Annotated in this window: 19 protein-coding genes; 11 read left to right on the top strand and 8 right to left on the bottom strand. The window is 73.4% G+C overall.

Annotated features, from left to right (window positions below):
* Nucleotides 1-105: 105 nt before the first annotated feature.
* Both ACQY0Z_RS20240 and ACQY0Z_RS20235 read left to right on the top strand, forming a co-directional pair.
* Complete coding sequence (locus tag ACQY0Z_RS20240) at nucleotides 106-2,343, top strand: heavy metal translocating P-type ATPase (RefSeq protein WP_439812611.1); 2,238 nt, start codon at nucleotides 106-108, stop codon at nucleotides 2,341-2,343.
* Nucleotides 2,344-2,428: 85 nt separating this feature from the next.
* Nucleotides 2,429-3,058: a phosphatase PAP2 family protein gene (locus tag ACQY0Z_RS20235; RefSeq protein WP_189905764.1), complete on the top strand. Its 630-nt coding sequence runs from the start codon at nucleotides 2,429-2,431 to the stop codon at nucleotides 3,056-3,058.
* A gap of 270 nt (nucleotides 3,059-3,328) precedes the next feature.
* Here ACQY0Z_RS20235 and ACQY0Z_RS20230 read toward each other — a convergent pair whose 3' ends face one another.
* The 3 genes from ACQY0Z_RS20230 to ACQY0Z_RS20220 all read right to left on the bottom strand — a co-directional run bounded on the left by ACQY0Z_RS20230 (nucleotide 3,329) and on the right by ACQY0Z_RS20220 (nucleotide 6,309).
* Nucleotides 3,329-4,246, bottom strand: a complete 918-nt coding sequence (locus ACQY0Z_RS20230) for a PmoA family protein (protein ID WP_189905819.1) — start codon at nucleotides 4,244-4,246, stop codon at nucleotides 3,329-3,331.
* On the bottom strand, nucleotides 4,243-5,397 hold the full coding sequence (locus ACQY0Z_RS20225) for a Gfo/Idh/MocA family protein (RefSeq protein WP_347225022.1): 1,155 nt from the start codon (nucleotides 5,395-5,397) through the stop codon (nucleotides 4,243-4,245). The genes ACQY0Z_RS20230 and ACQY0Z_RS20225 overlap by 4 nt, the downstream gene beginning before the upstream one ends.
* 90 nt (nucleotides 5,398-5,487) lie before the next feature.
* Entirely contained in the window at nucleotides 5,488-6,309 is an 822-nt protein-coding gene (locus tag ACQY0Z_RS20220; protein WP_347225023.1) for a response regulator, read from the bottom strand.
* A gap of 250 nt (nucleotides 6,310-6,559) precedes the next feature.
* On the opposite strand from ACQY0Z_RS20220, the gene ACQY0Z_RS20215 reads away from it, so the two are divergent.
* The 5 genes from ACQY0Z_RS20215 to ACQY0Z_RS20195 all read left to right on the top strand — a co-directional run bounded on the left by ACQY0Z_RS20215 (nucleotide 6,560) and on the right by ACQY0Z_RS20195 (nucleotide 12,779).
* A complete protein-coding gene (locus tag ACQY0Z_RS20215) occupies nucleotides 6,560-7,543 on the top strand; it encodes a Bug family tripartite tricarboxylate transporter substrate binding protein (RefSeq protein WP_189905814.1) in 984 nt (327 codons plus the stop codon).
* A complete protein-coding gene (locus ACQY0Z_RS20210; protein WP_189905760.1) occupies nucleotides 7,540-8,112 on the top strand; it encodes a tripartite tricarboxylate transporter TctB family protein in 573 nt (190 codons plus the stop codon). The genes ACQY0Z_RS20215 and ACQY0Z_RS20210 overlap by 4 nt, the downstream gene beginning before the upstream one ends.
* A gap of 1 nt (nucleotide 8,113) precedes the next feature.
* The gene (locus ACQY0Z_RS20205; RefSeq protein WP_439812610.1) at nucleotides 8,114-9,676 is read left to right on the top strand and encodes a tripartite tricarboxylate transporter permease; all 1,563 of its coding nucleotides are present in this window, start codon (nucleotides 8,114-8,116) and stop codon (nucleotides 9,674-9,676) included.
* Nucleotides 9,677-9,874: 198 nt separating this feature from the next.
* Nucleotides 9,875-11,086, top strand: a complete 1,212-nt coding sequence (locus tag ACQY0Z_RS20200) for a GDSL-type esterase/lipase family protein (protein ID WP_439812609.1) — start codon at nucleotides 9,875-9,877, stop codon at nucleotides 11,084-11,086.
* A gap of 55 nt (nucleotides 11,087-11,141) precedes the next feature.
* Complete coding sequence (locus ACQY0Z_RS20195; RefSeq protein ID WP_439812608.1) at nucleotides 11,142-12,779, top strand: cellulase family glycosylhydrolase; 1,638 nt, start codon at nucleotides 11,142-11,144, stop codon at nucleotides 12,777-12,779.
* A 68-nt stretch (nucleotides 12,780-12,847) separates the two neighbouring features.
* Here the strand turns inward: ACQY0Z_RS20195 and ACQY0Z_RS20190 are convergent, their stop codons facing one another.
* Nucleotides 12,848-13,477, bottom strand: coding sequence for a class F sortase (locus ACQY0Z_RS20190; RefSeq protein ID WP_439812607.1), 630 nt, complete (start codon nucleotides 13,475-13,477; stop codon nucleotides 12,848-12,850).
* A gap of 227 nt (nucleotides 13,478-13,704) precedes the next feature.
* Nucleotides 13,705-14,187 carry a hypothetical protein gene (locus ACQY0Z_RS20185; protein WP_439812606.1) on the bottom strand — a complete coding sequence of 161 codons (483 nt, stop codon included), beginning with the start codon at nucleotides 14,185-14,187 and terminating at the stop codon, nucleotides 13,705-13,707.
* Between the two features lie 254 nt (nucleotides 14,188-14,441).
* Here ACQY0Z_RS20185 and ACQY0Z_RS20180 point away from each other — a divergent pair, with 254 nt between their 5' ends.
* The 4 genes from ACQY0Z_RS20180 (at nucleotide 14,442) to ACQY0Z_RS20165 (ending at nucleotide 17,735) form a co-directional block, all read left to right on the top strand.
* A complete protein-coding gene (locus ACQY0Z_RS20180) occupies nucleotides 14,442-15,605 on the top strand; it encodes an MFS transporter (protein ID WP_189905749.1) in 1,164 nt (387 codons plus the stop codon).
* A gap of 110 nt (nucleotides 15,606-15,715) precedes the next feature.
* Nucleotides 15,716-16,594 (top strand): SDR family oxidoreductase, encoded by an 879-nt coding sequence (locus ACQY0Z_RS20175; RefSeq protein WP_189905747.1) that lies wholly within the window; start codon nucleotides 15,716-15,718, stop codon nucleotides 16,592-16,594.
* A 54-nt stretch (nucleotides 16,595-16,648) separates the two neighbouring features.
* Nucleotides 16,649-17,383, top strand: a complete 735-nt coding sequence (locus ACQY0Z_RS20170; protein ID WP_189905745.1) for a maleylpyruvate isomerase family mycothiol-dependent enzyme — start codon at nucleotides 16,649-16,651, stop codon at nucleotides 17,381-17,383.
* Between the two features lie 46 nt (nucleotides 17,384-17,429).
* Nucleotides 17,430-17,735 (top strand): DUF6332 family protein, encoded by a 306-nt coding sequence (locus ACQY0Z_RS20165; RefSeq protein WP_189905743.1) that lies wholly within the window; start codon nucleotides 17,430-17,432, stop codon nucleotides 17,733-17,735.
* Here ACQY0Z_RS20165 and ACQY0Z_RS20160 read toward each other — a convergent pair.
* The 3 genes from ACQY0Z_RS20160 to ACQY0Z_RS20150 form a co-directional block, all read right to left on the bottom strand.
* A complete protein-coding gene (locus ACQY0Z_RS20160) occupies nucleotides 17,696-18,361 on the bottom strand; it encodes a response regulator (protein ID WP_254587936.1) in 666 nt (221 codons plus the stop codon). The two genes, ACQY0Z_RS20165 and ACQY0Z_RS20160, sit on opposite strands and share 40 nt — an antisense overlap.
* Complete coding sequence (locus ACQY0Z_RS20155; RefSeq protein ID WP_439812605.1) at nucleotides 18,358-19,641, bottom strand: sensor histidine kinase; 1,284 nt, start codon at nucleotides 19,639-19,641, stop codon at nucleotides 18,358-18,360. The genes ACQY0Z_RS20160 and ACQY0Z_RS20155 overlap by 4 nt, the downstream gene beginning before the upstream one ends.
* Before the next feature lie 497 nt (nucleotides 19,642-20,138).
* Nucleotides 20,139-20,843, bottom strand: coding sequence for a TetR/AcrR family transcriptional regulator (locus tag ACQY0Z_RS20150; RefSeq protein WP_381731376.1), 705 nt, complete (start codon nucleotides 20,841-20,843; stop codon nucleotides 20,139-20,141).
* Between the last annotated feature and the right edge of the window lie 44 nt (nucleotides 20,844-20,887).

Raw genomic sequence — 20,887 nt, 5'->3', positions numbered from 1 at the left:
GGGGTACCAAGTCAAGTAGGCAGCACCTTGCATCGCATACCCTACCGGGGTATACAGAGAGCCCGTGAGGGGATACCCCCACCCCGTATCCGTGAGGAGCCAGCGATGACCGTCCGTGCGACCGGCGCCGAGACCGAGGTGGAACTCTCCGTCGGAGGGATGACCTGCGCGTCCTGCGCCGCGCGGATCGAGAGGAAGCTCAACCGGATGGAGGGCGTCACCGCCGCGGTCAACTACGCCACCGAGAAGGCCCGGATCAGCTACGGCGCCGGCGTGACCGTCCCCGACCTGATCGCCACGGTCGAGGCCACGGGCTACACGGCGAGAGAACCCTCGCCCTCCGAGGACCAGCGGGCCGAACCGGACGAACTCCGCCCGCTGCGCGACCGTTTGATCACGGCGATCGTGCTGTCGGCCCCCGTCGTCGCGATGGCGATGATCCCGGCCCTGCAGTTCGAGTACTGGCAGTGGCTGTCCCTGACCCTCGCGGCGCCCGTCGTCACCTACGCGGCCTGGCCGTTCCACCGCGCGGCCCTCACCAACGCCCGCCACGGCACGGCCACGATGGACACGCTGGTCTCCGTCGGCGCGACCGCCGCGTTCCTGTGGTCCGTGTGGGCCCTCTTCCTCGGCACCGCGGGCACGCCGGGCATGACGCACCCCTTCGAGTTCACGGTGGCCCGCTCGGACGGCGCGGGGAACCTGTACCTGGAGGCGGCGGCGGGCGTCACGACGTTCATCCTGGCCGGCCGCTACTTCGAGGCACGGGCCAAGCGCAGGGCCGGAGCCGCCCTGCGCGCGCTGCTGGAGCTGGGCGCCAAGGACGTCACGGTCCTCCTCCCGGACGGCCGCGAGGAGACCCGCCCCACGGCGGAACTGACGGTCGGTGACCACTTCCTGGTCCGCCCCGGCGAGAAGATCGCGACCGACGGCACGGTCGTGGAGGGTTCCTCCGCGGTGGACGCGTCGATGCTGACGGGCGAGTCGGTCCCGCGCGAGGTCACCGCCGGGGACCCGGTCACGGGCGCCACGGTCAACGCCGGCGGCCGTCTCGTCGTACGGGCCACCAGGGTCGGCGCGGACACTCAACTGGCCCGAATGGCACGGTTGGTGGAGGACGCCCAGAACGGCAAGGCGTCCGCCCAGCGGCTCGCCGACCGTATCTCCGCCGTCTTCGTCCCCGTGGTCATCGCTCTCGCCCTGGCCACCCTGGGCTTCTGGATCGGCAACGGCGCGGGCGCCACGGCCGCGTTCACCGCCGCCGTCGCCGTCCTGATCATCGCCTGCCCCTGCGCCCTCGGCCTCGCCACCCCGACCGCGCTGATGGTCGGCACGGGCCGGGGCGCCCAGCTCGGCATCCTCATCAAGGGACCGGAGGTCCTGGAGTCCACCCGCCGCGTCGACACGGTGGTCCTGGACAAGACCGGCACCGTCACCACCGGCCGGATGAGCCTGGTCGCCGTCCACTCCCCCGGCACCGACGAGACGGACGTGCTGCGCCTGGCAGGCGCCCTGGAACACGCCTCGGAACACCCGATCGCCCGAGCGGTGGCCGACGCGGCGCTCGCCGAACTGGGCACCCTGCCCACCCCGGAGGACTTCAAGGCCGTACCCGGCCTGGGCGTCCAGGGCATGGTCGAGGGCCACGCGGTCCTGGCGGGCCGCCCCCGCCTGATGACGGACTGGTCCCTCCCCCTGCCCAAGCCCCTCGCACGCACCCTCGACGAAACCGAGGCGACCGGCCACACGGCGGTCGTGGTCGCCTGGGACGGCGAGGTCCGCGCGGTCCTGGAGATCGCCGACACGGTGAAGGAGACGAGCCCGGAGGCGATCCGCCGCCTGCGCGCGCTGGGGCTGCGCCCGGTCCTCCTCACGGGCGACAACGAGGCGGTGGCGCACTCGGTGGCCCGCGAGGTGGGCATCGCCCCCGACGACGTGATCGCGGAAGTGCTCCCGCAGGACAAGGTGGACGTCGTCAAGCGCCTGCAGTCCGAGGGCCGTTCCGTGGCCATGGTCGGCGACGGCGTCAACGACGCGGCGGCCCTCGCCCAGGCCGACCTGGGCCTGGCGATGGGCACCGGCACGGACGCGGCGATCGAGGCGGGCGACCTCACGCTGGTCCGCGGCGACCTGCGGGCAGCGGCGGACGCCGTCCGGCTCGCCCGCCGCACCCTGGGCACGATCAGGTCCAACCTGTTCTGGGCGTTCGCCTACAACGTCGCCGCCCTGCCCCTCGCGGCGTCCGGTCTGCTCAACCCCATGATCGCGGGTGCGGCCATGGCGTTCTCCTCGGTCTTCGTGGTGGGCAACTCGCTGCGGCTGCGGACGTTCCGGGCGGCCTGAACGGGGTACGGGCGGGGCGGGCGGGCCCGCCGCGTGGATCATGCGTACCGTGGGCACCTGGACGACGTCACCGCGGGAGAGACAGATGAGTGAGCGCACCGCACCCGTACGGCCCGCCGACGGACTGCGCAGGATCGCCTCCGAGGTGCTCCGGGACCTCAGAGCGGTGGACGGCGCGCTGTACGCGGCGGTCGCCGCGACCCCCACGCCGACCCTCGACCGCGCGCTGCGCAAGCTCTCCCACGCGGCCGACCACTCCAAGATCTCGTTCGCCATCGCCGGCGCCCTGGCCCTGGCCGGCTCCCGCCCGCGCAGGGCGGCGCTCGCCGGGGTCGGCGCCATAGCGCTGGCGTCCGCCTCGGCCAACCTGCTCGGCAAGCGACTGGTCCGCCGCGACCGCCCGGACCGGGAGGCGGCCCGGGTGACGCTGGACCGCCATGTGCCGATGCCGATGTCGGCGTCGTTCCCGTCCGGCCACACGGCATCGGCGGTCGCCTTCGCGACGGCGGTGGGCACGGTGCTGCCCGCCGCGTCGGTGCCGCTTGGCGCGCTCGCGGGAGCGGTGGGGTACTCCCGCATCCACACGGGGGTGCACTACCCGGGCGATGTGGCGGCAGGGGCTGTTCTGGGAGTGGCGTCGGCGGCGACGGCCCTGGCGGTCGCCTCGGCCCGCCTCCCGGCGTCGTACCCACGGGGGCCTCGGCGCCCGAGGTAGGCGGGGCGGGAGGTCAGGAGCGGTCCTGGTCCCACTCCCGGCGCCAGATCGCGTGGAGGGGGTGGCCGTCCGCGTGACCCCCCTGCGCCGCAGGCGTCACACCGCAACCCCCACCGCACAGGACGACGCACCGCCGGCCTCGCACAGGAATCTCGTACTCGTCGCGCCGGCCAGACATGCCCAACCCACCCCGCCGGCTCGGCTCGGCCTCCCACACCCCCGCGCCCTCCAGGTACCTCAGGTTCCCCACCCCCGGCAACGGCACCGGAGTCACCACGGCACCCCCGCCAAGAACTCCTCCACCCGCTCACTCCCCCACGCCCCGTCCGCGACGACCACCCGGTACCGGAAACCGAACGACTCCCCCGCCGGCAACCCGAACTCCTCGAAGAACGCCCATGAGAAGGCGACCGACGGAGTCGGCTCCGACCGCACGAACCAGTGGTGCGACGCCACATTCTCCGGCGCATGCGCGAACACCACCGTCGACGCCCCGTCCCACTCGTCCCGCTCCGCCGTGAACCCCAGCCACGGCCCCCGCGTCCCCATGAACCGCTCCCCGGGCCCACCCCCACCCCCCTCCACCCCCGGCGCGAACACCGTCCCCCCGGTGAAGTCCCGCGGCCCCCGCCACTGCAGCCCGGTGTACCCGGCCGTCTCCCGCCCGGCCGTGGTCGGCGACCCGAACCGCAGCTCCTCGCCCCGCACATTGGTCAGCCGTATCGACCAGTCCAACACCCAGACACCCGCCGCCGCATCCACGGAGTGAACACTCAACCCCCGCTCCTCACGCGCCCACTCCTCACCCCCGTTCTCCACCCACGTCAGGTCCTCCACACACGCGAACCGGTCCTCCCCCACCTCGAACGACGAGAACCCGTCGTGCCGCATCCACCCGATCCGCTCCGGCAGCGGCAGATAACCCCGCCCGTGCACATACGAGTTGCCGCCCCAGAAGTTCTGCCCGGACAGATGACTGGCCGTCATCTGCACCCCCTTGTGCCACCGGTGGTCGCTCGGCCGGTACCCGGTCACCACCCTCCCCCCGAGCGTCCGCACCGGATGCGCGTACGGCTTGCGCGACTCGAACGCCTCAGGATCGGGCCGGTACACGTACCGCAGAATCTCGGCATCCCCCACGCTCACACCCACGGCGTCCCCGTAGGCATGCACCACCCGCAGCATCAGCCCCTCCCCACCCCTCCAACACGCCCGCGCCCCCGCCCACTCCAGCTCTCCCCGAACCCCCCGTGCATCGCCTCGTAAAAGGCATCCCCCGGCCCGATCTCCCCCGCCCGGACAACCCGCCCCGTGAACGCCGCCTTGTACAACGCGGCGGCGAACTCCAGCGTGTCCCGCGCCTCCCGCCCGCTCCCCGGCGGCCGCACCCCGGCGTCCCACGCGTCCAGCACGAACCCCAACTGCGCGGTGTGCGAACTGGGCACGTCCTCCCCCACCTCACACCACGCGTCCACACGCTCCTCCGCCACATGCGGCGCGGGCGTGTACACCCAGTCCCCGCTCCGATGCCCGTACAGATGCGTCACCTCGACCGTCGCGTCCGCGCAGTCCACCCGCACCCGGCTCACCTCATCGGGCGACAGCACACTGTTCACCACCGTCGCCAACGCCCCGCCCGCGAACCGCACCAACGCCGTCGACACGTCCTCGCTCTCCGTGTCGTGCACCAGCCGCGCCGCCATCGCCTGCACCTCCTCCCAATCCCCGAGCAGATGCAGCAGCAGGTCGTACTGGTGGATCCCGTGCCCCATCGTCGGCCCGCCGCCCTCGGTGGCCCATCGCCCCCGCCAGGGCACGGAGTAGTACGCGGCGTCCCGGTGCCAGGTGGTCTGGCAATGCGCCACCAGCGGCGCGCCCAGCTCCCCGCCCCGTATCAACTCCCGCGCGCGCACGGCCCCACTGCCGTACCGGTGCTGGAAGATCACCGAGGCGTACGCCCCGGACGCCTCCTCCGCCGCCGCGATGTCGTCGTACTCGGCGAGCGACAGACACAGCGGCTTCTCGCACAGCACCCAGGCGCCCGCCTTCAGCGCGGCGACGGTCTGCTCGCGGTGCAGCGACGGCGGCGTGCCGATGAGCACCAGATCGGGCCGTACGGCGTCCAGCATCGCCTCCACCGACGAGAAACCCGCCACCGCCTCCCCCGTCTCCGCCCCCGCCGCCGCGCGAAAGGCGTCCAGGCGGCCGGCGTCGACATCGACGGCGGCGACGAGTGCGACACGGTCGGCGTGCGCCCGCAGCGCGGGCAGATGCCCGCCGCCGACGATCGCACCGGTGCCGACGACAGCCGCGCGACGGCGGCCGGAAGACGAGGTCATGCGGCGCTCCTCGGAGAGCAACAGGCCGTAGCGACAGGAGGCGCGGCAAGCGGCCGGTGCAGAAAGCGCTTTCCCCACCTGCGACCGACCCTAGGCCCGCCCCCTCCCGGAGACAACCCCTCGCCCCGCCGCCACGAACCGGTACCGCCGCTCGGGCCGCCCGGTCGCCCCGTACCTCAGCGACACCTCGGCCGCCCCGACCGCGTGGAAGTACTCCAGATACCGCCGCGCGCTGACCCGCGAGACACCGGTCAGCTGCGCGCACTCGCTCGCCGACAGGCTTCCCTCCGCCTCCCGCAGCGTCCGCTCGACCAGCCCGGCGGTCTCCGTGCTCATGCCCTTGGGCAGCCGGCGCAGCCTGGACGGCACGGACGGCGGTAGGGGCATCGCCGCCCCCGCCAGCACCCGGTCGACGTCGGCCTGCCCGCGCACCACGGTGTCCCGCAGCATCCCCCGCTGCACCGCGTACCGCTCCAGCCGCCCCCGCAGGTCCTCGAAGTCGAAGGGCTTGAGCAGGTAGTCGACGACACCGTGCCGCACGGCGCCGCGCACCGCGTCCGCCTCGCGCGCGGCGCTGACGACCATGACGTCGCAGTCGTGCCCGGCGGTCCGCAGCCGGGGGATGACATCGAGGCCGAACACGTCGGGCAGATACAGATCGAGCAGCACGAGATCGGGACGGAGTTCGTCGACGGCGCTCAGCGCCTGCTCACCGCTGCCGGCGACCCCGACCACCCGGAAGGAGTCGACACGGTCGACGTACGCCCGGTGCACACGCGCCACCCGGAAGTCGTCGTCCACCACCAGCACGCCGACGGCCTCGCCACCGACTCCGCCGACCCCGTCGGCCCGCTCGGCCCCGCCGGCCACACCGGCCCTGCCGACCTGACCCGCATCCTCCCCGTCCCACATGCGCCCCATCATCACCCCCGCCCCTCACCCGGCAAAGGACCCTGCCGCAGACCTGCACCGGGAGCGACCGACGCACTGACACAACGACCACAACCTCCATTGCTTCCGTAACCGCGACACCCCGCCCCCGCCCAGGCACCATGTGGCCCGCGTCACCCGCCCCCTCCACGGGTGACGCACCCCGGAACAACCCTCCCGAACCCCCCGTATCACCCGACCCGCACAACCCGACCGACAGGTGGTGGCACCCGTGCGCCTGCGCACACCCCTCGCCCTGCTCGGCGCCGCTCTGCTCGTCCTCGTGGGCCCTCCGCTGCTCACGACCGGCAGCGGCGCCGAGAGCGGCACCCACATCCCGGGCCTGCGCCTCATGGTTCCCAACACGCCCGGAGGCGGCTACGACATCACCGCCCGCACCGCCGCGAAGAACGCCGAGGACGCCGGACTCACCCGCTCCATCGAGGTGTTCAACCTCCCCGGCGCCGGCGGCACGGTCGGCCTCACCCGTCTGGTGAACGAGCGCGGCAACGGCAAGCTGGCGATGTCGATGGGGCTCGGCGTCGTCGGCGCCGTCCGCTCCAACGATGCGCCCCGCACCCTCGCCGACACGACCCCCATCGCCCGGCTCACGGAGGAGCAGGACGTGGTCGTGGTCGCCAAGGACTCGCCGTACCAGGACATCGACGACCTGATCAAGGCGTGGAAGGCGGCTCCCGGCCGGCTTCCCGTGGGCGGCGGTTCGTCCCCCGGCGGTCCCGACCATCTCGCGCCGATGCTCATGGCGCAGGCCGCCGGGATCGCCCCGAAGGACGTCAACTACATCCCGTTCGACGGCGGCGGCGAGCTGCTCGCCTCGATCCTCGGCAGCAAGGTCGCCTTCGGCGTCTCCGGGGTCGGCGAGTACCGCGACCAGATCGAGGCGGGCGAGCTGCGGCTGCTCGCGGTGACCGGCCCTGAGCGCGTACCGGGCCTCGACGCGCCCACGCTCAAGGAGTCCGGCTACGACGTGGAGTTCACGAACTGGCGGGGTGTCGTCGCACCGCCCGGCCTCACCGACACCGAACGCGGCAAGCTCGTCCGGCTGTTGGAGGCGCTGCACGACTCGAAGGAGTGGCAGGAGTCCATGAAACGCAACGGCTGGGACGACGCGTTCCTGACCGGCGACGAGTTCGGCGCGTTCCTCGCCGCCGAGGACGAGCGCGTGGTGTCGGTGCTGAAGGAGCTCGGACTGTGACGACTCCCGCCGCCCCGACGCCCGAGCCGAAGGCGGAGCCGGTACAGCCGGCCGCCCCCGGTACTCCCCGCACCGCCCGCTCCTGGCTCCGCGACCACTCCGAACTGGGCGTCAGCATCCTGCTCCTCGCCCTCGGCGTGCTGGTCCTCACCGACGCCCTCACCATGAACGTCGACATCACCCAGCGCGGCCCGGTCGGGCCGAAGACCGTGCCCGTCGTGGTCGGCATCGGCCTGCTGATCGTGGCCGCCCTCCTCGCCGTCGACGTGCTGCGCGGCGGCCGGGGCCAGGCGGAGACCGGTGAGGACGTCGATCTCGGCGAACCGGCGGACTGGCGCACGGTCCTGCTGCTGTCCGGCGTGTTCCTGGGTTCCGCCGTCCTCATCGAGCCGCTCGGTTTCCCCGCCGCGGGCGCCCTGCTGTTCTGGGGTGCCGCGTACGCGCTCGGCAGCCGCCGGGTGGACCGCGACCCGCTGATCGCGGCGGTGCTCTCGCTGGCCGCCTACGCCCTGTTCGACAAGCTGCTCGGAGTGCCGCTGCCCGGCGGTCCGCTGATGGGAGTGCTGTGACATGAACGCCCTCAACTCCCTGCTGGACGGCTTCGGCACGGCCCTCACCCCGCTCAACCTCCTCTGGGCCGCGGTGGGCGTGCTGCTCGGCACGGCGATCGGCGTGCTGCCGGGCATCGGCCCGGCGATGGCGGTGGCCCTGCTGCTGCCGGTGACGTACGGGCTCGACCCGACCGGCGCGTTCATCATGTTCGCCGGCATCTACTACGGCGCGATGTTCGGCGGTTCGACGACCTCGATCCTGCTGAACACCCCCGGTGAGAGCGCCGCCGTGGTCGCCGCGATGGAGGGCAACCCGATGGCGAAGTCGGGGCGCGGCGCGCAGGCCCTCGCGGCCGCCGCCGTCGGCCACTTCGCGGGCGGCATGGTGGGCACGCTGCTGCTGGTCGCGCTCGCCCCGACGGTCGCCGACCTGGCGGTGGACATCGGCGCGCCGGACTACTTCGCCATCATGGTGCTGGCGTTCATCGCCGTGACGTCCGTCCTCGGCTCGTCGCGGATCCGGGGCCTGGCCTCGCTGCTCATCGGTCTGACGATCGGTCTGATCGGCCTGGACCAGATGACCGGGCAGCAGCGGCTGACCTTCGGTTCGCTGCATCTCGCCGACGGCGTGGACGTGGTGATCGTCGCGGTGGGTCTGTTCGCGATCGGTGAGGCGCTGTGGGTGGCCGCCCATCTGCGGCGCCGGCCGCCGGAGCCGATCCCGGTGGGCCGGCCGTGGCTGGGCCGCGCCGATCTGCGGCGCACCTGGAAGTCCTGGGCGCGCGGCCCGTTCATCGGTTTCCCGTTCGGCGCGATCCCGGCCGGCGGCGCGGAGATCCCGACGTTCCTGTCGTACGTGACGGAGAAGCGGCTGTCGAAGCACAAGGACGAGTGGGGCAAGGGGGCCATCGAGGGTGTGGCGGGCCCGGAGTCCGCGGCGTCCGCCTCCGCGGCGGGCACGCTGGTGTCGATGCTGACGCTCGGTCTGCCGACCACGGCGGTCGCGGCGGTGATGCTGGCCGCGTTCCAGCAGTACGGCATCCAGCCGGGCCCGCTGCTCTTCGAGCGGGAACCCGACCTGGTGTGGGGTCTGATCGCCTCGCTGTTCGTCGGCATGGTGCTGCTGCTCGCCCTGAACCTGCCGCTCGCGCCACTGTGGGCGAAGCTGCTGCGCATCCCGCGTCCGTACCTGTACGCCGGGATCATGTTCTTCGCGGCGGTGGGCGCGTACGCGGTCGGCGGCGAGATCATCGACCTGGTGCTGCTGCTGGTCATCGGCCTGATCGGCTTCGGCATGCGGCGCTACGGACTGCCGGTGCTGCCCGCCGTCATCGGCGTCATCCTCGGCCCGGCCGCCGAGCAGCAGTTGCGCCGCGCTCTGCAGATCAGCGACGGCAGCGTCACCGGCCTGGTGAACACGCCGTTCTCGGTGACCGTCTACGCGGTCGTGGTGCTGCTGCTCGCCTGGCCGCTGATCCGGAAGGCGCTGCCACGCCGGACGACCACGACGGCCGGGGCGCCAGAGACACCGGAGGCGTCCGAGTCCTCCGAATCCCGTACGCCCACCGACCGAGGCGCCTGAAGAGCCCGCCGTCGTCGAACGGCGGTCGAATCCCCTGGCGTCGGCCCGGGACACCCCACGGTGTCCCGGGCCGGCGCCTCCCCACCCCCACAGGTCACACGACCGATCCCCGCCGCACCTCTTGACGCGTAACCGACAACGGTGGCTTCATGTCCCGCATGGGAGCGCTCCCACATCCATGTCCGGGAAGGGGACACCATGCGCGACACCCGCCTGGTGCGCCGCCCGCACTTACCGCGGCCTTCGCGCCTACCGCACCTGTCCGCACGCTCGCTGTTCGGCCTGCTGGCCGCCCTGCTCCTGCCGCTCGGCCTGCTCGCCCCCGCCGCGACAGCCGCCGCCCCGCCGGACACCACGGCGGCCGCCGACCCCGTGCGGATCATGCCGCTCGGCGACTCCATCACCGGCTCGCCCGGCTGCTGGCGCGCCCTGCTGTGGAACCGGCTCCAGGACGCCGGCCACACCGGCATCGACTTCGTCGGCACGCTGCCCCCGCAGGGCTGCGAGGTCGCGCACGACGGCGACAACGAGGGCCACGGCGGCGAACTGGTCACCCACGTCGCGAGCCAGGGCCTGCTGCCCGCACGGCTGGCCGCCACCCGCCCAGACATCGTTGTCATGCACTTCGGCACGAACGACGTCTGGAGCAACATCGCGCCCGACCGCATCCTCGCCGCCTACGACACACTGCTGGCGCAGATGCGGGCGTCCAACCCGGACATGCGCGTCCTGGTCGCCCAGCTGATCCCCATGGCCCCGTCCACCTGCGCCGAGTGCGCCCAGCGGGTCGTCGACCTCAACGCCCGTATCCCCGCGTGGGCCGCCGGTGCCCGTACCGACCGCTCCCCCGTGGTCGTCGTGGACCAGTGGACGGGCTTCGACACCGTCACCGACACCTACGACGGCGTGCACCCCAACGCGGCCGGCGACGAGAAGATCGCCGCGCGCTGGTTCCCCGCCCTCGCCGCGCAGTTGGACTCCGCCCCGGGCGGCCCCGGGGATCCAGGTGACCCTGAAGACCCCGGCGACCCAGGTGACCCGGGTGACCCGGGTGACCCGGGTGACCCGGGTGACCCGGGTGACCCCAGCGTCACCTGCACCGCGTCCTTCCGTGCCGTCTCCGTCTGGCAGGGCGGCCACCAGGCCGAGGTGACCGTGCGGAACACCTCCGCCGCCCCCGTCCGCGGCTGGACGGTGACGCTGCGCCCGGCCGACGGCGCCCGGGTCACCCAGGTCTGGAACGGCACCCTGACGACGGCCGCCGACGGCACGGTCACCGTCTCCGACGCGGGCTGGAACGGCGCCCTCTCCCCCGGCGCGAGCACGGCGTTCGGGCTCATCGCCACCACGAGTCCGGGGTCAGCCACTCCCGCCGCCACCGCAGACTGCGCGGCCACGCCCGCCTCCTGACCTCGGCACACCTTCCGCCAGGAACGTCCTCACCCACCTCTCTCCTGGAGCCGCCATGAGAACCACCTCTCGCACCGTCCCCTGGGCCGCCGCCCTCCTCGCGGCGCTCGCGGGTCTGCTGTTGACGCTGCTCGTCCCCACCACCCCGGCCCATGCGGCGCCCACCGGCTTCCGCGTGCAGAACGGACGGCTCCTCGAGGCGTCCGGGAACGACTTCGTGATGCGCGGCGTCAACCACGCCCACACCTGGTACGCCGACAAGCTCGACTCGCTGGACCACATCAAGGCCAAGGGCGCCAACACCGTGCGCGTGGTGCTGTCCAGCGGCGACCGGTGGACCCGCAACGACACCGCCGACGTGGCGAACGTCGTCGCGCAGTGCAAGCGGAACCGGCTGATCTGCGTCCTGGAGGTGCACGACACCACCGGCTACGGCGAGCAGGGCGGAGCGGTGACGCTGTCCCGCGCCGCCGACTACTGGATCGAGGTGCGCGACGCGCTCGTCGGCCAGGAGGAGTACGTCATCGTCAACATCGGCAACGAGCCGCACGGCAACACCGACTACGCGCGCTGGACCGACGACACCAAGGGGGCGATCCAGAAGCTGCGGGCGGCCGGGTTCGACCACACGCTGATGGTCGACGCCCCCAACTGGGGTCAGGACTGGGCGTTCACCATGCGCGACAACGCGGCCTCCGTGTTCGGCGCCGACCCGGACGCCAACACGGTGTTCTCCATCCACATGTACGGCGTGTTCGACACCGCCGCCGAGGTGAACGACTACCTCAACCGGTTCGTCGCCGCGAAACTCCCGATCGTGGTGGGCGAGTTCGGGCACGACCACTCCGACGGCAACCCGGACGAGGACGCCATCCTGTCGGTCACCCGGCAGCTCGGCATCGGCTACCTGGGCTGGTCCTGGAGCGGCAACGGCGGCGGCGTCGAGTACCTGGACATGGTCGAGGGCTTCGACCCGAACCGGATGACCAGCTGGGGTCAGCGCCTCTTCGACGGCGCGGACGGGATCACGGCCACGTCCGAGGAGGCCGCGGTCTACCGGGGCGGCTCGGGCGACGACACCACGGCGCCGACCGCGCCGGGTACGCCCGCAGCCTCCGCGGTGACGTCGTCCTCCGTGACCCTGACCTGGGGCGCGGCCACCGACGGGGTCGGGGTGACCGGCTACGACGTCGTGCGGGTCGCCGGCGGCCAGGAGACCGTCGTCGCCTCGTCCTCCGGCACCACGGCCACCGTGACCGGTCTCGCGGCGGACACGTCGTACGCCTTCGCCGTGTACGCCCGGGACGCGGCCGGGAACCGTTCGGCGCGGTCCGCGACGGTGACCGTCACCACCGCGTCGGGTCCGGCGGCCGGGTCCTGCGCGGTCGCCTACCGGGTGACGGGTGAGTGGCCCGGCGGCTTCCAGGGCGAGGTCGTCGTCCGCAACACCGGGAGCACGGCGGTGGACGGCTGGACGCTGCGCTGGACCTTCCCGGCGGGCCAGCGGATCACCAGCCTGTGGGGCGGGACGGTGACGCAGAGCGGTGCGGAGGTGAGCGTCGAGGCGGCACCGTACACCGCGACCGTCCCGCCCGCCGGATCGGTGTCGCTGGGCTTCACGGGCACGCGGTCGGGCACCAACACCAGCCCGGCGGTGTTCCTGCTGAACGGCGCGGAGTGCTCCACGGCGTGACAGATCCGGCTGCCCGGAGGGTTCCTCCCCCTCCGGGCAGCCGTTCGTCGTAAGACTTCGCGCCAGGGTCAGACGAGGTGGGCGAAGACCACCAGGTTCTCCGTGTAGTCCTTGGCGGCGCGGTCGTAGGCGCCGGCGCAGGTGATGAGCCGGACCTGCGCGTCGGGGGTGTCGGCGTACACACGCTCGTTCGGGAAGTCGTCCTTCTCGAAGGACTCCGCCTCGTCGACGACGAACGTGGCACGGGTGCCGTCGGCGCGCCGCACCTGGAAGCGGTCGCCCTTCTCCAGTTCGCTCAGGCGCGCGAAGACGGCCGCGGAGGTCTTGGTGTCCACGTGCCCGGCGATGATCGCGGTGCCCAGCTCGCCCGGGGAGACGCCCTTGGCGTACCAGCCGACGAGGTTGGTGTCGTTCGGCGGGGGCGCCTCGAGCCGGCCCTCGCCGTCGACGTCGAGTGTGGTGAAGGGGGCGTTCACGTCGATGGCCGGGATGACCAGCCTCGTCGGCGCGGAGCGCGGCAGGTGTTTGCCGGGGGACGCCGAGGCGGCTGACCCGCCCTCGGCCGCACTTGCCGAGGGCGCCGCGGCGACCGTGCGGGAGGCGTGCGGTCCGTGGGCGTCGTCGGGCGGGTCCTCACCGCCGCCCATCAGCGTGGTGGCCAGCAGCAGACCGGCCCCGCCCCAGAAGACCGCGGTCATGACGGAGCGCACTCTGCGCCTCGTCGGGGACGCCTGGTCGGGCTGGGTGGGAGTGGGGGCACTGACCGGCATCGGGGGAACCACCTCATTCGGGCGCGGCGAAGGTCTTGTCGGAAGGGCTTTTCTACGGCTTGTCAGGAGGAGGGCTTCGCCAGGAGGGGCGAGCGGGGCCGTCGTGGCGCGCGGTGCGCCGGGACGGCCCCGGCCGCTATGACCCCGGGCATGGCTCAGGCCATGTCCCCGGTGACCTTCTTACGGCGCAGCGCGTAGGCGCCGGCACCGAGGGCCGCGAGCGCCGCCAGGCCGCCCGCCGTGACACCGGGCTGCGAGGCGAGACCGCCGCCGCCGGTGTGCACGCCGCCGTGCGGCTTGTCGTGCTTCCACTCCTTGTCCTGCTTGCCGCTCCAGGACTCCTCGCTCTCCGAGTCGCCCTTCTCCTTGTACGTCTCGGGGTCGTACTTCGGGTCCTTGGCGGTGCCCCAGTCGTCGGCGGTCACCGCGGAGAGGGCGCCGCCGCCCGCGTGGACTCCACCGTGCGGCTTGTCGTACTTGTCGTCCTTGTCGTGCTTGCTCTCCTTGTCGTACTCCTTGCTGTAGGAAGACTTGTCGTGTCCGCTGTCACCGTCGTGGTCGGCGTAGGCCGCGGGGGCGGCGATGGCGAGAGCCGCCGTGGCCGTCGCGGCGGCGAGCACCATGCGGGCAGAGCGCATCTGAGAGTCCTTCCGCTGGAGGCCCGGGCAGCTGACTCCGCGTCAGCACAGCGCTCCCGGACTCCGGCCTGATCCACGCTCAGCCATCTCGCGCGGCCTCACCATCCGGGACGATCACACGGGTTAACCCACCCACCCCTCCGGCCGTGCGCCGGCTCACTTCCGTCACGTCCCGGGACCTCTTGCCGCGACCTCGGGACGGCGCCTAGCCTGCTTTTGTGCCGCTGATAAACAAAACCCGTCCGCACAGTGCCGTGCCGGGTACCGACCTCGTCCGACTCCGACTCGCCCTGACCGCCTTCTTCGCCCTCGACGGCTTCGTCTTCGCCGGCTGGGTCGTCCGTATCCCCGCCATCAAGGAGCAGACCGGGGCGTCCGCGAGCGCCCTGGGGCTCGCGCTGCTCGGCGTCTCCGCGGGCGCCGTGATCACCATGACGCTGACCGGCCGGCTGTGCCGCAGGTACGGCAGCCATCCGGTCACCGTCGTCTGCGCGGTGCTCCTGAGCGTCAGCGTGGCCCTGCCGCCGCTGACCCACTCCGCGCTCGCGCTGGGCGCCGTGCTGCTGGTGTTCGGCGCGGCGTACGGCGGGATCAACGTGGCCTTCAACAGCGCGGCCGTCGATCTGGTGGCGGCGCTGCGGCGGCCCATCATGCCCAGCTTCCACGCCGCGTTCAGCCTGGGCGGCATGATCGGCGCCGGGCTGGGCGCCCTGGTCGCGGGCAGTCTGTCGCCCACCGGACACCTCACGGGGCTCGCCGTGGTCGCGCTGCTGGTGACGGCGGTCGCGGGGCGGGCGCTGATGCGCTGCGAGCCGCTGACCCCGGCGGACGGGGGACGGCCCGCCGAGGGTGCCGCGCCCCGGCGCGACCGGCGCACCCGCGCCCTGGTGGTCGTCTTCGGGCTGATCGCGCTGTGCACCGCCTACGGCGAGGGCGCGCTGGCCGACTGGGGCGCGCTGCATCTGGAGCAGGACCTGGACGCCTCTCCGGGCGCGGCGGCCGTCGGGTACCTGTGTTTCGCGCTCGCCATGACGATCGGCCGGCTGAGCGGCACCACACTGCTCGAACGGCTGGGCAGGACCCGCACGATCCTGATGGGCGGCTCCACGGCCGCGGCCGGCATGCTGCTCGGCGCGCTCTCCCCGTATCTGTGGGCGGCGCTGCTGGGGTACGCCGTGACCGGGCTGGGGCTCGCCAACCTCTTCCCCGTCGCCGTGGAGCGGGCGGGTGCCCTTGCGGGCCCGAGCGGGGTGGCGACCGCCTCCACGCTGGGCTACGGCGGGATGCTGCTCGGCCCGCCCGCGATCGGGTTCATGGCCGACTGGTACAGCCTCCCGGCGGCCCTGACCAGCGTGGCGGTGCTGGCGGCGCTCGCCACCGCCATCGGGTTCACCACCAGGAACGTGCGCACGGACTGAGCGTCCGGCGGGGATCGCCTGGCGGTGCCGGGGTACCCGGTCGTCGGTGTCCGCCGGTCCTCCGCCCGGCGGAAGCCGCAAGCGACCACCGCGCGGATCCGGGAGAGAACGTGAGCGAGCAGCAGAACCCCGTCGACCAGCACCCCACCCCCGACTTCCCCTCCCAGGACCAGCCGCACCCGGGCTGGACCGGCCCCATGGACCCGCCGCCGGACCACGGTGAGGACTCCTACCGCGGCAGCGGCCGCCTCACCGGCCGTACGGCCGTGATCACGGGCGGGGACTCCGGCATCGGCCGCGCGGTCGCCCTGGCGTTCGCCCGCGAGGGGGCCGACGTGGTCTTCACGTACCTGGACAGCGAGAAGGACGAGGCGGACGAGACCGCGCGCTGGGTGGAGGAGGCCGGCCGGCGTGCCGTGGCCGTGTCCTGCGACATCCGGGAGGAGGAGAACTGCCGGGCGCTGATCGACCGGGCGGTCTCCGAGTTCGGCGGCATCGACATCCTGGTGAACAACGCCGCCTACCAGATGTCGCAGCCTGACGGCATCGAGGCGATCACCACCGAGCAGTTCGACCGGGTGCTGCGCACCAACCTGTACGGCATGTTCTGGCTGTGCAAGTTCGCCGTGCCGCACATCAACGAGGGCGGCAGCATCATCAACTCGGCGTCGGTGCAGGCGTACAAGCCGAGTCCGCACCTGCTGGACTACGCGACCACCAAGGGCGCCATCGTCACGTTCACGCAGGGGTTGGCGCAGATGCTGATCGAGCGGGGCATCCGGGTCAACGCCGTGGCGCCGGGTCCGGTGTGGACGCCGCTGATCCCGGCGACGCTGCCGGACACCGCGGAGTTCGGCAAGCAGGCCCCGATCGGGCGTCCGGCCCAGCCGGCCGAGATGGCCCCGGCGTACGTGTTCCTCGCCTCGCAGGAGGCGTCGTACATCACCGCGGAGATCATGAACGCGACGGGCGGGACGCCGCTGCCGTAGGGTGCCGGGAAAAGCACTGATCGCGGCGGCCCTTGGTGGGGCAGACTCCCGGCCATGGAGACTGACCGGTACCTGGAGATACTCGATCACGAGGGCCGCGCGCTGGCCGACGCGGCGGAGCAGGCGGGGCCGGACGCGCCCGTTCCCGCCTGCCCGGACTGGCGGGTGCGGGACCTGCTGCGGCACACGGGCGTGGTGCACCGGTGGGCGGCGGGCTTCGTCGCCGACGCGTGTACGACGCCCCGCCCGATGGAGGAGCACCCGGACCTGGACGGTCCGCAGCTGGTCGCCTGGTACCGCGCCGGCCACCGCGCACTGCTCGACACGCTCCGCGAGGCGAAGCCGGACGTGGAGTGCTGGACGTTCCTGCCCGCCGCCGAGACCGGGCTCGGCTTCTGGGCCCGCCGCCAGGCCCACGAGACGGCCGTGCACCGCTACGACGCGGAGACCGCGCTCGGTGGCGAACCGACGCCCGTCGCCACGGACTTCGCGGTGGACGGCGTCGACGAACTGCTGCGCGGCTTCCACGCCCGCCGCCGGAGCCGCGTCCGCACCCCCGAGCCGCGCGTGCTCCGGGTGCGCGCGACGGACGCGGACGCGGTGTGGACCGTACGTCTGTCGCAGGAGCCACCGGTGACCACGCGGGACGCGGCCGGGGACGCGGAGTGCGAGGTGTCCGGTCCGGCGGCCGAGCTGTATCTGTCGCTGTGGAACCGGCTGCCCGTGCCGACGGTGACGGGTGACGCGGCGCTCGCGGAGCTGTGGCGGGAGACGTCCGCGATCGTCTGAGTCCGGGGTGCCTGCCCGCCGGCCGCCCGCCTGTTTCACTCCCGGCATGCGTGAACACGGGGGACGTCAGACACGCGGGAACGGCCGGCGCGGTCAGGCCGAACGGGACGCGATCACCGTCGAGATCGGGTACGCGCTGTGCAGCGCGGCCTTCGCGGCGGCCGTGGTGTTCGGCGCGGTGGCGGGCCCGGCGCTGCTGTTCGCGCTGCCGGGGGTGGTGGAGACGGTGCTGGTGCGCGGGGGCGGTGTGCTCGCGGGGGCGCTGTTCGCCGTCCGGACCGTGTCCGTCCTGGTGCGGTTCCGGCGGGCGTCTCAGCCCAGCCAGCCCGGCCGCACGAGCCCCGACTCGTAGGCGAGGACGACCAGTTGGGCGCGGTCGCGGGCGCCCAGCTTCACCATGGTGCGGCTGACGTGGGTCTTGGCGGTGAGCGGGCTCACCACCAGACGGCGGGCGATCTCCTCGTTGGTCAGGCCGAGCCCGACCAGCGCCATCACCTCCCGCTCCCGCTCGGTCAGCTCCGACAGGGCGCCGACGGCGGCCGGTTCCTTGGAGCGGGCGGCGAACTCGGCGATCAGCCGGCGTGTCACGCTCGGCGACAGCAGGGCGTCGCCCTCCACCACGGCCCGTACCGCGCGCAGCAGTTCGTCGGGCTCGGTGTCCTTCACCAGGAAGCCGGAGGCGCCCGAGCGGATCGCCTCGAAGACGTACTCGTCCAGTTCGAAGGTGGTGAGCATGACCACCTTCACGTCGCCGAGGTCCGGGTCCTCGGTGACACGGCGGGTGGCGGCGAGGCCGTCCAGGGCGGGCATGCGGATGTCCATCAGCACGGCGTCGGGCCGCAGCTCGCGGATCAGGCGCAGGGCCTCCTCGCCGTCGGCCGCCTCACCGGCCACCTCGATGTCCGGCTGTGCGTCGAGCAGAGCGCGGAATCCCGCCCTGACCAGCGACTGGTCGTCGGCGAGCACCACACGGATCACCGGTCCTCCTCGGTCTGGATCGGCAGGACGGCGAGCACGCGGAACCCTCCGTCCGGGCGGGTGCCCGCCTCGACGGTGCCACCGAGCGCGGCGGCCCTCTCCCGCATCCCGGCGAGCCCGTTGCCGGTGCCGCCCGCGTCGGCGCCGGTGGCGGGCCCGTCGTCGTCGACCGTCAGCCGCAGCTGCCCGTCGTTCCGTCCGATGTGCACGCGCGCGTCGCGGGACCCGGAGTGCCGTACGACGTTGGTGAGGGCCTCCTGGACGATGCGGAACGCGGCCAGGTCGGCGCCGGGCGACAGCCGGGGCGGCTCACCCTCGACGGTGACGGTCAGTCCGGCGCTCGCGGCCTGTTCGACCAGTTCGGGGAGCCGGTCGAGGCCGGGCGCGGGGGTGCGCGGGGCGGCTCCGGGGGCGCGCAGGGTGTCGAGCACCTGGCGCACTTCGCCGAGCGCCTCCTTGCTCTTGGCCTTGATGGTGGTGAGCGCGGTGCGGGCCTGCTCGGGGTCGCTGTCCAGCAGTGCGAGTCCGACGCCGGCCTGCACGTTGATGACGGAGATGCTGTGCGCGAGCACGTCGTGCAGTTCGCGGGCGATGCGCAGCCGCTCCTCGTCGGCGCGCCGCCGCTCCGCACGGGCCCGCTCGGCCCGCTCACGCGCCCACTGTTCGCGGCGGACGCGGGCCAGCTCGGACACGGCGAGCAGCGCCACGGCCCAGGCGGCGACGACGATCTCCTCGGTCCAGGGTGCCGCGTCGTCGCCCGACGGGGGCAGCCACCGGTACAGCACATGGACGAGCAGCAGGTGCCCGGCCCACAGCGTCCCCATCGCCGCCCAGGCCGCGTACCGCCGCCCCGAGACGACGGCGGCGAAACACGCCACCGCGACGGTCAGGAGGACGGGGCCGTACGGATATCCGGCCCCGAGGTAGACGAGAACGGCGGCCACCGTGCCCCACAGCACGGCGACGGGCCGCCGCCACCGCCACAGCAGCAGCACGCCCGACACGAACAGCAGGACCCGCCCCCGCGGGTCGAGGGCGACCCGCTCGCCCGCCTGTGCGTGGTCGGCGAAGCCGGAGCCGACCAGGACGAAGGCGGTGAACAGAACGGTGGAGAGCCACGGCAACCGGGCGCGCCTGGCCGACGCCGGGTCGTCGTCCCGCTCGGCGGCACGACGACTCCAGCCGGGCGGGCCGTACCGCCACCAACGGGGCGGCCCACCGGGGCGCCACCGCTCCGGAGGGCCGGTGCCGGGCCCACGCCGCTCGTCCATGTCCGCCACGCTAGACGCCCCGGCGGTCGGGCGACGTCGGCCGGGCGGCGTGATCACACGTACTTCCGGGGGAGTACGCCCGGGCAGGGTCCGGGGCCTGGGAGGCGCCTCGGGGCGGCATGGGACCGTACGGGGCGGGCTACGGGTGGGATGCGCGGGAGACGCCGGGCAGCAGCCCGGGCGCGCGGGCGGAGCCGGGGGAACTCGCCGGTCGCAGGCCCCGCGCCGACGGCACCGCGGGGCGAGCAGCCCAGAAGACACGGCGCCGCGGGCCGACGGTGAGCCACGGAGCCCGGAAGGCGCCGGCCCGTCGCAGGCCCAGCCTGCGGGCGACACCGCAGGGTGCGCAGCCCAGGAAGCACCACCAGGGCCCACGCCCACCGCCCAGGCAGAACCGCAGGGCGCACAGCTCGGACGCCGGGCCGCAGGCCGACCGCGAGGGCCCGCCGCCCAGGAAGCGTCGGGCCCGTCGCAGGAGCACCTTGCGGGCGGCACCGCGAGGCGTCCTAGGAAGGGCCGGCCTGCCGGATCCCCACCGTGCGGGCGAGGCCCCCGATCGTGTGGCGGAAGAACGCGTCCCGGTCCTCCACGATGCGGGTGAACTGGCCGAAGACCTCGAAGCCGATCAGGCCCAGCAGTTGCGCCCAGACGGCGACGCAGGCCGGGGCCACCGCGGGCGGGAGGTCGGGGACGAAGTCGGCCGCCATGCGCGCGGCCTCCGGCTCCAGGTCCGCCGGAACGGCCGGGACGTCCAGCTCCCCGGTCCGGTGGGCATCGCGGACGACCTCGATGAGGGCGAAGCCGACCCGCGAGGCCGCTGGGACGGTGGTCGCCGGCGCGGCGTACCCGGGCACGGGCGAGCCGTAGATCAGCGCGTACTCGTGCGGGTGCGTCAGCGCCCAGCCGCGGATGGCCTCGCACACGGCCGTCCAGCGCTCCCCCGCGGCGGCCCCGGCGGACGCCTTCAGGGCCGCTTCCGCCGCCTCGCCGAGGGAGTCGTACGCGTCGATGATGAGAGCGGTCAGCAGGTCGTCACGGCTGGGGAAGTAGCGGTAGATCGCGGAGGACGCCATGCCGAGCGTTCTGGCCACGGCCCGCAGGGACAGCTCGGCGGCGCCCTGCTCGGCGAGCCGCCGGCGCGCCTCCTCCTTGATGGCCGCGGTGATCTCGATCCTCGCCCGTGCGCGGGCACCGTGCGGTGTGCTCGTCATGCAGTCAGTGTTCCACGAAAAAAGAGCGGCGCACACAAACGAGA

The sequence above is a fragment of the Streptomyces sp. P9-2 genome (assembly GCF_051903975.1).
Classification (GTDB): domain Bacteria; phylum Actinomycetota; class Actinomycetes; order Streptomycetales; family Streptomycetaceae; genus Streptomyces; species Streptomyces cellulosae.
This window is presented reverse-complemented; position numbering and strand designations above follow the sequence as displayed.